Consider the following 12,582-nt stretch of genomic DNA (forward strand, 5'->3'; position numbering starts at 1 on the left):
ATTTTGAAGTGCTAATTACTTCTTAAAAATGCTTTTTTTGTTTTATCCTCAGCCTAAATGCTAAGCTGAGGATAAAATATATTATTGTTGCATTTTAAAATAATAGTCGGCAGAATGCTTTCCCCCGCCATAGAATAGAAAGAAAATGCAAAGCACCAATACTGCTATTGCAAGAATTAAGCTTTCAGAATGCATTCTTCCCATGAAGTTAATTAAAACGGCTCCAAAAAGAATAGGAAGCTGTGCGGCAATTGCCCAACGGGTGAGCAGACCAAAAACGATCATTATTCCACCAATCATATGTGCGGGCGCTATATAATGCAGTAAGAACATTCCGCCTCCAAACTGATCTATTGGAGAAATTAAATCATGCAGATATTGAACGTTAGTTACAAATGAAATCCCCTTCATAAATAAAAAAACACCCAATACAATACGTACTAAATCTATTGGCAAATAAGTGTGCGAATTCGCCCATTTATTCAAGCTTTTTACATTTTCCATGACATAATGTGATTAAAAATTGTTTATTAAAATTACAAAATTTTAATCACATATATAAAAATAAGTGCTTGAAAATGAATTTTTTGATGTTTGTTTGTTTTGTTTTAAGAATTTCGGAATGCTTTAAACTTGAATTACGCCTAAATTGAATGGTTTTTGAATAGGAGCGTGGTTTGCGGCTTCGATTCCCATTGAAATCCATTTGCGCGTGTCAAGCGGATCTATGATCGCATCAGTCCATAATCTTGATGCAGCATAATAAGGTGAAACCTGCTCATCGTATTTTGCTTTTATTTTATTGAAAAGTTCTGCTTCTTTAGCTTCATCTACAATTTCTCCTTTTGCTTTAAGCGAAGAAGCTTCAATTTGCGCCAAAACTTTAGCGGCTTGTGTTCCGCCCATTACGGCAAGTTCTGCACTTGGCCAAGCAAATATTAATCTCGGATCATAAGCTTTTCCGCACATCGCATAATTTCCTGCGCCATAAGAGTTTCCGACAATTACAGTAAATTTCGGAACAACCGAATTGCTGACTGCATTCACCATTTTTGCGCCATCTTTTATAATGCCGCCATGTTCTGATTTTGAACCCACCATAAAACCGGTTACATCTTGTAAAAACACAAGCGGAATTTTCTTTTGGTTGCAATTTGCTATAAAACGGGTTGCTTTGTCGGCACTATCAGAATAAATTACCCCACCAAATTGCATTTCGCCTTTTTTGGTTTTTACCACTTTTCGCTGATTTGCTACAATTCCGACAGCCCAACCATCAATTCTGGCATAACCAGTAATCAAGGATTGACCGTAGCCTTCCTTATAAGCTTCAAACTCTGAATTGTCGACTAAACGTTTGATGATTTCCATCATATCGTATTGTTCAGTGCGAGCTTTTGGCAGGATTCCGTAAATATCACGTGGATCTAAAGCAGGCTTTTCGGCTTTGATTCGGCTATAGCCCGCTTTGTCAAAATCACCGATTTTATCAACGATATTTTTGATTTTGTCTAAAGCATCTTTGTCATCTTTAGCTTTGTAATCAGTCACTCCAGAGATTTCGCAATGTGTTGTGGCACCTCCCAAAGTTTCGTTGTCAATACTTTCGCCAATGGCAGCTTTTACCAAATAACTTCCCGCCAGAAAGATACTTCCGGTTTTATCGACAATTAAAGCCTCGTCGCTCATAATAGGCAAGTAAGCACCACCCGCAACACAACTTCCCATAACGGCGGCGATTTGGGTAATTCCCATACTACTCATTTGGGCATTATTTCTAAAAATGCGCCCAAAATGTTCTTTATCCGGGAAAATTTCATCTTGCATTGGCAGATAAACTCCTGCGCTGTCTACAAGATAAATAATTGGAAGCCTGTTTTCTATTGCGATTTCTTGTGCGCGAAGGTTTTTCTTTCCAGTAATAGGAAACCAAGCTCCAGCTTTTACCGTTGCATCATTGGCAACAACTATGCATTGCTTTCCTTTTATATAGCCAATTTTCACTACAACGCCGCCAGAAGGGCATCCTCCATGTTCTTTGTACATTCCTTCGCCGGCAAAACCTCCAATTTCAATATTTTCTGAATTTTCATCCAATAAATATGCGATGCGCTCACGAGCAGTCATTTTTCCTTCCGAATGAAGTTTGGCAATTCGTTTTTCGCCACCGCCTAATTTTACTTTAGCAAATTTTTGTTTTAATTCTGAAAGTAGTAATTTATTGTGATCTTCGTTTTTATTGAAGTTTAAATCCATGAGATATTGCTTTTTTTACAAAATAGTGTTGGCTAATTTACAAAATCAATTGAAATAAAGCGAATATTTGAAAAATGTAGTTTTCTAATTTTTTTGATAAAGCATAAAAAAAACAGAAGCAAATACTTCTGTTTTTTTATTTGATAATAGTTAGGCTATTTTACTTTAGAAAGTGAAACAGCATTAATACAATAACGCAAACCGCTAGGTGGCGGGCCATCAGGAAAAACGTGACCTAAATGAGAATCGCATACATTGCAGACTACTTCAACACGAACCATTCCGTATGATCGATCAGCGTGATATGCAATTGCATTTTCTTTGATTGGTTGTGTAAAAGAAGGCCATCCGGTTCCTGATTCAAATTTTTCACTTGCATCAAAAAGAACGGTTGCGCAACATTTGCATTCATAAATTCCAGGATCAAATAAACTGCATAATTCTGAGCTAAAAGATCTTTCAGTTCCCTTTAATCTAGTAACTTGAAATTCTTCTGGAGTCAAAATTTGTTTCCATTCTTCCTCTGTTTTTTCCACTCTTTTGTCTGGAGCAGGATTTCCTTTATTTGTAAAATGAATTACATCGGCCCATTTTATCATAACTACTTTTTTTAAGTTTTCAGTCGCAGTTTTCAGTCTCAGTTACAGTTTACGGTTGTAATTAAACTGAAAACTGCGACTGTGACTGTAAACTTTATTCTTCCTCTTTTTGTCCCATCATCATTAAATATGCTTTAAGAAATGGGTCAATATTTCCGTTCATTACACCGTCAACGTCGCTGGTTTCATAACCTGTACGAACATCTTTTACTAATTTATAAGGTTGCATAACGTAATTACGAATTTGCGAACCCCATTCAATTTTCATTTTTCCAGCTTCAATATCAGCACGTTGTGCTTGTTGTTTTTTTAATTCGATTTCATATAATTGAGAACGAAGCATCTGCATAGCACGCTGTCTGTTGTCTTGTTGCGAACGTGTTTCAGAGCATTGAATCTGAATTCCGGTTGGTTTGTGAACCAACTGAACTTTTGTTTCAACTTTATTTACGTTCTGTCCACCAGCACCACTTGAACGAGAAGTTGTAATCTCAATATCGGCAGGATTAATGTCTATTTCAATGCTGTCGTCAACTAATGGATAAACATAAACGGACACGAATGATGTATGACGTTTTGCATTACTGTCAAAAGGTGAAATTCGGACCAAACGGTGAACTCCATTTTCTCCTTTTAGATATCCAAAAGAATAATCTCCTTCAAATTCTAGAGTAACCGTTTTGATTCCGGCAACATCGCCTTCTTGAAAGTTAAGTTCTTTGATTTTATAACCATAACTTTCGCCCCACATCATGTACATACGCATTAACATTCCGGCCCAATCACAACTTTCGGTTCCGCCAGCTCCAGCGGTAATTTGAACCACAGCACTTAAACTGTCACCTTCATCAGAAAGCATGTTTTTGAATTCAATGTTTTCAATATGCGATTGCGCGTTATTGTATTGTTCATCCAATTCATCTACAGAAAGTTCGCCTTCTTTATAAAAATCATAAGCTAGCTGTAATTCTTCTGTCAATGATACGGCTTTGTCATAATCTTCAATCCATTTTTTCTTGTTTCGAAGATTTTTTACAATGTTTTCGGCTTCTTTTGGATTGTTCCAAAAATCAGGTGCAAAAGTTTTTTCTTCTTCGTTTGCAATTTCGATTAGCTTGGCATCAACGTCAAAGATACCTCCTCAACGCACCAAGGCGCTCCACAATACCTTTTACTTGTTCGGCTGTTGTCATAAATTAATAAGTAGTTTTAAATGTTTTCGGTGAAATTGCGTTCATTTTTTAACGCCATTTCTTTATACAAAAATAAGATTTAGTTTTCAGAATACCAGAAATAATTTAGAATACGATCCTGTCTTTTTAAGTGTTTGGTATTTAGTGATTTTGCATTGTTTCTTTGATTGTAAAAGAATACCGCTTTTAATTTTGACGAAGAGAGTCCCGACCTGAAAAAACAATTTCTAAATTATTAATGTTAGATTTATATGTTTTTTATAAATAAAACGTTAATTTGGTTATATCATAATCGAAAGTTAAAATTTATTAAAACTTACGATTATTAAATAACAGTAATACGTAATTTTGCTGTCCGAAAAAAAGATATCAGTTTTATATGGAAATAAATTTAGTTAGCGATACCATTACCAAACCAACATACGAAATGCTGCAATACATGTTTAATGCGCAAGTTGGTGATGATGTGTACAAACAGGATCCTACGGTTATCGAATTAGAGACAAGAGTAGCCGAGTTTTTTGGTATGGAAGCTGGACTTTTTTTTCCGTCTGGAACTATGGCCAATCAAACCGCCATAAAACTGCATACGCAACCAGGAGAGCAGTTGATTGCAGATAAATATGCCCACGTTTTTCATTATGAAGGAGGAGGAGTTTCATTCAACAGTGGCGTTTCGTGCTGTTTGCTGGATGGACACCGCGGTATGATCACCGCTTCGCAAGTTGCAGCCGCAATTAATGATCCCGAATTTTATCATAGCCCCTTGACGAGTTTGGTTTGTGTAGAAAATACAACCAATAAAGGAGGTGGAGCATGTTATGAATTGGAAGATTTAAGAGAAATTAAAAAAGTATGCGATGCTAATAATTTAAAATTCCATTTAGATGGAGCAAGAATTTGGAATGCATTAGTAGCCAAAAGACAAAATCCGAAGGAATTTGGAGCAATTTTCGATACCATTTCAGTTTGTTTGTCAAAAGGATTAGGTGCGCCAATTGGTTCGGTGCTCCTTGGTAGCAAAGCTGATATTCACAGAGCGTTGAGAATCAGGAAGATATTAGGTGGCGGAATGCGCCAAGTTGGTTATTTAGCAGCAGCGGGGCTTTACGCTTTAGCAAATAATATTGAAAGATTAGCTGAAGATCACAGAAGAGCAAAAGAAATTGGTGCAATTTTGAGTGCAAAATCATGGATTGCTTCTGTAGAGCCGGTAGAAACTAATATTCTGATTTTTTCTTTGGCAGAAGGATACAGCGATACGCTTTTAATCGAAAAATTAAAACAGAAAAACATCCTTATAAGCTCGTTAGGACATAATAAACTCCGAATCGTTACGCATTTAGATTACAAAGAAGTCATGCATACGTATGTGATGGAAATCTTCTCAAAGATTTAAGATACTAAGATTCTAAGTCGCTAAGGTTCTGAGCTTTTAATTTTGCTTAAAAAAAAGACGCACAATTAGTGCGTCTTTTTATTTTTTTGCTATAAACCTTAGCGACTTAGAATCTTAGTATCTTAGAATATTTATTTAAAAAGATTATCCATCCCTGGAATCATCGGCATATCCATTTTTGCGACAGCGTCAAGTTCTCTTTCGTTGATGTTTGTAGCTTTTTCGATTGCTTTATTTAAGGTTACCACTAAATAATCTTCCAATTGTTCTTTATCTTCTAAAAGAGAGTCGTCAATTGAAACCGATTTTATTTTTCTGCTTGCAGTAATTGTTATTTTCAATAATCCGTCAGCGCTTTGCTCGTCGATTAAAACAGTATCCAAGCGTTTCTTTGTATCTTCAATTTTTTGTTGGGTTTCTTTAAGTTTGCCCATCATTCCCATTAAATCCATTTTTCTTGCTTTTTTAAATTATTTCAGACAAAATTAGTATATTGCTATGGTAAATCAATAGAATATTTTATGAAAAAATTAATTTTCGTTCTCTTTTGATTGTACTACTTTTGCCTCTTCGTATTTAAAAATAAATGCTCAATCAATGCAAAACAACATAATTGCCCCAAAGGCGAAAGAAATTCCAAAAAAACTCAAAAAGCATAAAGAAATCAGAGTTGACAATTATTTTTGGCTGAATGACCGTGAAAATTCAGAAGTAATTGATTATCTGAACAAAGAAAACGAATATTACCAAAATATGACTGCCCATACTAAAGATTTGCAAGAATCATTGTATGAGGAAATGAAAAGTAGAATCAAGGAAGACGATTCATCTGTTCCTTATTTTTATAACGGTTATTTCTACATCACACGTTTTGAAACTGGTCAAGATTATCCAATTTTTGCTAGAAAAAAAGGAAGTCTTTCGGCAGATGAAGAAATTTTGTTCAATTGCAACGAATTGGCAAAAGGACATGCTTATTTCAAATTAGGTGGTTTAAGCATTAGTCCGGATAATAAATTTGCAAGTTTTGGAATTGATATTGTTGGCAGAAGAATTTATACAGTTCAAGTTAAAAACTTAGAAACGGGAGAAATCTTGTCAGACAAAATCGAAAATGCGACTGGAAGTTCTGTTTGGGCAAATGACAATAATACTTTATTTTACACCAGACAAGATGAAGTTACGTTGAGAGCAGACAAAATCTTCAGACATAAATTAAACACAGATTCTGCAGCTGATGTTTTGGTTTATAACGAAGTCGATGACACATTTAATGTTTCGGTACATAAAGAAAAATCAAAAAAATATATCGTTATCAGTTCTGGAAGTACTTTAACGACAGAATATAGAATTTTGAATTCTGATAATCCAGATGGTGAGTTTGAAGTGTTTCAGCCTCGTGTGCGCGGATTGGAATATAGTATTTCGCATTTTGAAGATTCGTTTTATGTGTTGACGAATAAAGATAAAGCGACCAATTTCAAACTGATGAAAACGCCTGAGAATAAAACAGGAAAAAGAAATTGGGTTGATGTTATTCCGCACAGAGAAGACGTTTTGTTGGAAGATATTGAAATCTTTAAAAACTATTTAGTTGTAGAAGAACGCTCAAACGGTTTGAATCATATCCGAATAATGCCTTGGAATGGCGAGCCAGATTATTATTTGCCATTTGGAAGCGAAACTTACAATGCTTTCACGACAACAAATATTGATTTTGATACTGATATTTTGCGCTATAGTTACCAATCGCTTGCAACGCCATCGTCTGTAATTGATTTTAATATGAAAACTAAAACCAAAGAAATTTTAAAAGAGCAACAGGTTTTAGGAGGCAAATTTGATAAAGAAAATTACATTGAAGAGCGCATTTGGGCAACGGCAAGAGACGGGGTAAAAGTGCCAATTTCGATGATTTATAAAAAAGGATTAGAGAAAAATGGCAAAAATCCGCTTTTATTGTATGCTTATGGCTCGTATGGAATCACAATGGATGCCTATTTCTCTTCGACAAGACTTTCGCTCTTAGACCGTGGATTTGTTTACGCGATCGCACATATTAGAGGTGGAGAAGACTTGGGAAGACAATGGTATGAGGACGGAAAACTGTTAAAAAAGAAAAATACCTTTACAGATTTCATCGATTGCTCTAAATTTGTAATAAACGAGAAATATACTTCTTCTGAACATTTGTATGCAGAAGGAGGATCAGCAGGAGGACTTTTGATGGGAGTAATCGTAAATGAGGCTCCACAATTATATAACGGAGTAATTGCTCAAGTACCTTTTGTTGATGTTATTACAACAATGTTAGACGATACTATTCCGTTAACAACAGGAGAATACGACGAATGGGGGAACCCAAACAACAAAAAATATTATGATTATATGTTATCGTACTCACCATATGATAATGTAAAAGCGCAAGATTATCCAAATATGTATGTATCTACAGGATTGCATGATTCGCAGGTACAATATTGGGAGCCTGCCAAATGGGTGGCCAAATTGAGAAACACAAAAACAAACGAAAAACTTTTGTTTTTGGATACTAACATGGATGCCGGACATGGTGGAGCTTCAGGACGTTTTGAGGCTTTGAAAGACTTAGCAAAGGAATTTAGTTTTTTATTAGATTTAGAGAAAATTAAAAGCTAATTAGAAAAATTTTGTTAAATTTGCAACCTATCGGGGTTTCCAAAAAGACCTCTGATTAACTATTTTTTTATGAAAGAAGAAATAAATGCTTATAATAATGTTTTAGAATTAATAGGTAACACCCCACTTATTAAGCTAAATAAAATCACCGAAGAGTTAGAAGGAAATTTCTACGCAAAGGTAGAAGCTTTTAATCCAGGTCATTCCTCAAAAGATAGAATCGCATTATATATTATTGAAGAAGCCGAGAGAAAAGGAATTTTGTCGCCAGGTGATACGATTATTGAAACTACATCAGGAAATACAGGATTTAGTTTGGCAATGGTCAGCATTATTAAAGGATATAACTGTATTTTAGCAGTAAGCTCAAAATCATCAAAAGATAAGATTGACATGCTGAGAAGCTTAGGGGCAAAAGTTTATGTTTGCCCAGCACACGTTTCAGCAGATGATGAAAGATCTTATTATAATGTAGCCAAGCGTTTGCATGAAGAAACAAAAGGCTCAGTGTACATCAATCAATATTTCAATCAGTTGAATATTGATGCACACTATAACACTACAGGTCCAGAAATCTGGGAACAGACAAAAGGAAAAATTACGCATTTAATTGCATGCAGTGGAACAGGAGGAACGATTTCAGGAACTGCGAAATTCTTAAAAGAGCAAAATCCTAATATCAGAATTCTTGGAGTTGATGCTTTTGGTTCAGTATTAAAGAAATACCATGAAACAAGAGAATTCGATAATAAAGAAATTTATCCTTACCGAATTGAAGGTTTAGGAAAAAATCTAATTCCGTCAGCTACTGATTTTGACATTATTGATAAATTCATGAAAGTAACCGACGAAGAAAGTGCACACTCTGCTAGGGAAATCACTCGTAAAGAAGGTTTATTCGTTGGATACACATCTGGAGCAGTAATGCAAGCGATCAAACAATATGCTGAAGAAGGTGAGTTTACAAAAGACAGCAATATCATTGCGATTTTCCCAGATCACGGTTCTCGTTACATGAGTAAAGTATTTAGTGATGACTGGATGAATGAACAAGGATTCTTTGACAGTATTAATGAAGAAGAAGTTCAAAAAGTTGAATTTGTCAAATAAAGCAATTTTTAAATATATCAAAACTCCATCCTCTGTTGATGGAGTTTTTTTTTGGGCTTAGTTGAAGGAATATTTTAGAAAGGTGAAAATTATCTATTTATGTATAAGGTATTTAAAATGAATATTCTGTATATTTTTGTAAATACCGTATTTATACGTAAGAAACATTTGTTTTGATTGAAGTAAATTTAAAAATTTAATAGTATTGCTAATAGTATAAATAAATGCAATTAATTGTTGAAAATCATCAATTTTGGTTATTTTAACGAGTTTTTAGGTTCGTTGTCGAAAAAATTTTCGCTAAAAAGCATAAAAATATAGTTTAGCAGTGTTAAAATGACACAAAGTTGTTTTATCTCCTAAATCTATCGCTATGAAAAAATTACTACTCTCATTAATGTTTGTAAGTTATTTGAATGCTACTGCGCAAAATCCTATTCAGGAATTTAACTTCAACAATACTTTAAATAATACTCAAAATACCATTACCTTCGTCGGGACAAATAATTTTGTTCTGGATCGAATGGGAAATATTAATGGTGCACAGTGTCTTAATAATAAATCTTTAGAAGCTGTAATAGATGATCTTCCTCAAAATAATTCGGCTAGAACAATTAGTATTTGGGTAAAACTAAATGATATTTCTAAAGCCAATTACATTTTGGGTTATGGTACAGCATATAACGGACAATATTTTGGTTTGCTTCAGCAAGCTACAGTTTCATCAAATTCAGATTTAAGCTTGGCCGGATGGGGCGCAAGCAATGATGTCATGGTTTCTGTTCCATTATCAAAAGGAACTTGGTATCAATATACAATAACTTATGACGGAACCGTTTCAAAAATTTATCGTGACGGAGTATTATTAAAATCATTAAGCGGTTTAACACGTGCTACAAAAGGTAATATTTTTAGACTAGGTGAAATAAACACTACGGTGGGAATCAATGCTGATATAGACGATTTAAAAATATACAATGTTGCAATGACAAATGAGCAAGTCTTAGCACTTTATGAAGAAACAAAACCTATAATTGCGGTTGCGGTTGAGCAAGCAGCTCCTAAAACAGTTCCTGTAAAAACTGTTGCAGGAAAAACTAAAGTTGCTGCTAAGACTACACAATCAAATGCAATTATTAGAAACAATGATGTAAGTGAAGGACAAAAAAATGTTGAGGTTTATTCGCAAGGACAAAAGGTTCTTGAGAATAATTCTATGAGCATTAAAGATTTGCCAGAGGGAACTTATTTGTTGAAAATTACAAATGCTCCTGCGAACAAATTGACATCGAAATAAGATTTAAAAATTTGGTTAATAGTTAGTTTTTAGTTTTTTTTTATCATGTTGTTTAGTAAGCAATTTATTTTGGATAGTAGAAAAAGCCTTTTGAATTTCAGAAGGTTTTTTTTATTGTCGACATGGTTTTTGTAAAGATGTTTTTACAAATAAAAAGAAAAACTTCTTTTGGAGTTCGCTTTACTGAATTTTAATAAGAATATCGTATTGGTTATCGATAAATGTTTTGCGACTTTGAATTAAATTTATAATTTTAACAAATAAATAAAATTATTTAATGAACATTGGGAATCGTTTTTATTTAAAAAAGGTTCTCTTCATAATAAATTATAAAATTTTTTTAAAAAAAGATATAACCCCTAAATCTTCAAAAATCCTGCCCATGAAAAAATTATTACTTACGATAATGTTTGTAACTTTTTTAACTTCTAATGCTCAAAATCCTATTCAGGAATTTACTTTTAACGGAACCCTCAATAGTGCTGATAATACTATTTCCTTGCTGGGAACTCCTAATTTTGTTGCAGACAGAATGGGAACAGCTAAAGCAGCGCAACGCATTACAAATAAAGTGTTGCAAGGTATGGTTGGAGAGCTTCCGCAAGAAAATAAACCTAGATCAATCTCGTTTTGGATAAAATTCAATACGGTCAATACGGCAAATTACGTTTTTGGTTATGGGACGCCATCAAATTCTCAATTTTTTGGTTTATTGCAGCAACCTGCCGTTTCTGGAAGTTCAGATGTAAGCTTGGTAGGATGGGGCGATGCAAATAATGTTATTGCTGCGGTGCCGCTCCAAAAAGAAGTGTGGTATCAATATAATATTACTTACGACGGCAATAATTCTAAAATATACCGCAATGGTGAATTATTAAAATCAGCAAGCGGCATTTTACGTGCTACTAAAGGTTATGTTTTGAGATTGGGGCAAATCAATACCACGACGACTCTAAACGCTGATATAGACGATTTGAAAATTTATAATGTCGCAATGACAGATGAACAAGTTTTGGAATCATACAACAGTTCAAAACCAGCTGGAAGTGCAAAAACAGAAACGGTTTCAAGTGAGAAAAAAGTGGTGTCTGCACCTGTAAAAACTCAAAATCCTCCAAAAGCGCCAGTTGTAACACCAAGCGCACCAGAAGCAAATACAGAAAAAGTGATCGAAGTCTTTTCGCAAGGAAGAAAAATTACGGGCAGCAACGCTTCTAATATCGATGATTTGCCAGAAGGAACTTATTTGTTGAAAGTCACAAAAAAGCCAGCAAAAAAATAAATGAGATTGTAAAATTTACCGATTTCAAACAAAAAAGCCTTCTGAATTTCAGAAGGCTTTTTCGATTTAGTTTTTATTTTTGTTGTCCTGGAGCGTAAGCTTTTGCGCTCTTGCTTCCTGACATTTTTTTAGCTTGCCCTGGTGGTACTTTTTTAGCTTTTGGTGGTGGTGCAGGCCTACTTGTATGTACATGAGCAGTGCAACTAATAACGCTTAGTGCTAAAAACAAAAGTACCAGTGCAATTACTGCTATTTTTGTGAATTTTGATGTTTGCATTTGTTTTAAAATTTAGTTTGAGGTAATGCAAATATAAGAGAAACAATATTTGTTTAAAGGTATTTGATTTAGTTTATAATGGCTTCAAATAGTGGTTTATATTTTTTTGTAGATAGTTGCTAGTCTATTTGCAAAACCGAATATATAAAACAGCTATAATAATCTCTGTATTCATTAATGTCAAAAATGATCAGATAATTATTATTACATTCCTTAAAATTGCAGATTTGATATCTGCAGTAGAGGAGGCCGTTTTGATTTCCTCGATTTAGTTGTTTATCGATATTGTTTTGAATTAAATCAAGATTCGTTAACTGGCCAGTTTCAATTAATGAACTTAATAAATTCGACTTTTCGAATGAAATAACTGCGTTGTGCTGTATTTCACCATCTCCGCAGTAAAAGCTAAAACACAATGCAGCATCTGGATTTTCAATTGCAAATGATTTTTTGCCTAGTTGTATGTTTTTTATAATTGAAATTTTGGACATAAGTGTCTTCATATTTATTT

Annotated in this window: 12 protein-coding genes; 5 read left to right on the plus strand and 7 right to left on the minus strand. The window is 34.1% G+C overall.

Annotation, left to right across the window (positions count from 1 at the left end; translation table 11 throughout):
• Nucleotides 1-81 precede the first annotated feature (81 nt).
• From SCB73_RS14440 to prfB, 4 genes are all read right to left on the minus strand, one after another.
• Nucleotides 82-504 carry a DoxX family protein gene (locus SCB73_RS14440; protein WP_320566917.1) on the minus strand — a complete coding sequence of 141 codons (423 nt, stop codon included), beginning with the start codon at nt 502-504 and terminating at the stop codon, nt 82-84.
• A gap of 123 nt (nt 505-627) precedes the next feature.
• On the minus strand, nt 628-2,256 hold the full coding sequence (locus tag SCB73_RS14445; RefSeq protein WP_320566918.1) for an acyl-CoA carboxylase subunit beta: 1,629 nt from the start codon (nt 2,254-2,256) through the stop codon (nt 628-630).
• Between the two features lie 155 nt (nt 2,257-2,411).
• Entirely contained in the window at nt 2,412-2,855 is a 444-nt protein-coding gene (gene msrB, locus SCB73_RS14450) for a peptide-methionine (R)-S-oxide reductase MsrB (protein WP_320566919.1), read from the minus strand.
• A 94-nt stretch (nt 2,856-2,949) separates the two neighbouring features.
• Nucleotides 2,950-4,048, minus strand: a protein-coding gene (gene prfB, locus SCB73_RS14455; protein WP_320566920.1) for a peptide chain release factor 2 whose coding sequence is annotated in 2 segments (ribosomal slippage) — nt 2,950-3,984 and nt 3,986-4,048 — 1,098 coding nt in all. Because the reading frame shifts where the segments join, the coding sequence is not laid out codon by codon here.
• A gap of 379 nt (nt 4,049-4,427) precedes the next feature.
• Here prfB and SCB73_RS14460 point away from each other — a divergent pair.
• The gene (locus SCB73_RS14460; RefSeq protein WP_320566921.1) at nt 4,428-5,447 is read left to right on the plus strand and encodes a threonine aldolase family protein; all 1,020 of its coding nucleotides are present in this window, start codon (nt 4,428-4,430) and stop codon (nt 5,445-5,447) included.
• Nucleotides 5,448-5,578: 131 nt separating this feature from the next.
• On the opposite strand, the gene SCB73_RS14465 is transcribed toward SCB73_RS14460, so the two are convergent.
• On the minus strand, nt 5,579-5,899 hold the full coding sequence (locus SCB73_RS14465) for a YbaB/EbfC family nucleoid-associated protein (RefSeq protein WP_320566922.1): 321 nt from the start codon (nt 5,897-5,899) through the stop codon (nt 5,579-5,581).
• Nucleotides 5,900-6,044: 145 nt separating this feature from the next.
• On the opposite strand from SCB73_RS14465, the gene SCB73_RS14470 reads away from it, so the two are divergent.
• From SCB73_RS14470 to SCB73_RS14485, 4 genes are all read left to right on the plus strand, one after another.
• Nucleotides 6,045-8,105: a S9 family peptidase gene (locus SCB73_RS14470; protein ID WP_320566923.1), complete on the plus strand. Its 2,061-nt coding sequence runs from the start codon at nt 6,045-6,047 to the stop codon at nt 8,103-8,105.
• A gap of 69 nt (nt 8,106-8,174) precedes the next feature.
• Nucleotides 8,175-9,215 (plus strand): PLP-dependent cysteine synthase family protein, encoded by a 1,041-nt coding sequence (locus tag SCB73_RS14475; RefSeq protein ID WP_132990240.1) that lies wholly within the window; start codon nt 8,175-8,177, stop codon nt 9,213-9,215.
• Nucleotides 9,216-9,588: 373 nt separating this feature from the next.
• On the plus strand, nt 9,589-10,512 hold the full coding sequence (locus SCB73_RS14480; protein WP_320566924.1) for a LamG domain-containing protein: 924 nt from the start codon (nt 9,589-9,591) through the stop codon (nt 10,510-10,512).
• A 382-nt stretch (nt 10,513-10,894) separates the two neighbouring features.
• Nucleotides 10,895-11,794, plus strand: coding sequence for a LamG domain-containing protein (locus SCB73_RS14485; RefSeq protein WP_320566925.1), 900 nt, complete (start codon nt 10,895-10,897; stop codon nt 11,792-11,794).
• Between the two features lie 73 nt (nt 11,795-11,867).
• Here SCB73_RS14485 and SCB73_RS14490 read toward each other — a convergent pair whose 3' ends face one another.
• On the minus strand, nt 11,868-12,071 hold the full coding sequence (locus tag SCB73_RS14490) for a hypothetical protein (RefSeq protein ID WP_320566926.1): 204 nt from the start codon (nt 12,069-12,071) through the stop codon (nt 11,868-11,870).
• A gap of 119 nt (nt 12,072-12,190) precedes the next feature.
• Nucleotides 12,191-12,562 (minus strand): hypothetical protein, encoded by a 372-nt coding sequence (locus SCB73_RS14495; RefSeq protein WP_320566927.1) that lies wholly within the window; start codon nt 12,560-12,562, stop codon nt 12,191-12,193.
• Nucleotides 12,563-12,582 lie beyond the last annotated feature (20 nt).

Origin of the sequence: Flavobacterium sp. KACC 22761 (genome assembly GCF_034058155.1) — a bacterium.
GTDB lineage: Bacteria > Bacteroidota > Bacteroidia > Flavobacteriales > Flavobacteriaceae > Flavobacterium.

Bases quoted from the DNA above. Each gene is read 5' to 3' on its own strand.
- SCB73_RS14495 (WP_320566927.1), bottom strand. From the start codon at position 12,562: ATGTCCAAAATTTCAATTATAAAAAACATACAACTAGGCAAAAAATCA.
- SCB73_RS14460 (WP_320566921.1), top strand. From the start codon at position 4,428: ATGGAAATAAATTTAGTTAGCGATACCATTACCAAACCAACATACGAA.
- SCB73_RS14470 (WP_320566923.1), top strand. From the start codon at position 6,045: ATGCAAAACAACATAATTGCCCCAAAGGCGAAAGAAATTCCAAAAAAA.
- SCB73_RS14440 (WP_320566917.1), bottom strand. From the start codon at position 504: ATGGAAAATGTAAAAAGCTTGAATAAATGGGCGAATTCGCACACTTAT.
- SCB73_RS14490 (WP_320566926.1), bottom strand. From the start codon at position 12,071: ATGCAAACATCAAAATTCACAAAAATAGCAGTAATTGCACTGGTACTT.
- SCB73_RS14475 (WP_132990240.1), top strand. From the start codon at position 8,175: ATGAAAGAAGAAATAAATGCTTATAATAATGTTTTAGAATTAATAGGT.
- SCB73_RS14465 (WP_320566922.1), bottom strand. From the start codon at position 5,899: ATGGATTTAATGGGAATGATGGGCAAACTTAAAGAAACCCAACAAAAA.
- SCB73_RS14485 (WP_320566925.1), top strand. From the start codon at position 10,895: ATGAAAAAATTATTACTTACGATAATGTTTGTAACTTTTTTAACTTCT.
- msrB (WP_320566919.1), bottom strand. From the start codon at position 2,855: ATGATAAAATGGGCCGATGTAATTCATTTTACAAATAAAGGAAATCCT.
- SCB73_RS14445 (WP_320566918.1), bottom strand. From the start codon at position 2,256: ATGGATTTAAACTTCAATAAAAACGAAGATCACAATAAATTACTACTT.
- SCB73_RS14480 (WP_320566924.1), top strand. From the start codon at position 9,589: ATGAAAAAATTACTACTCTCATTAATGTTTGTAAGTTATTTGAATGCT.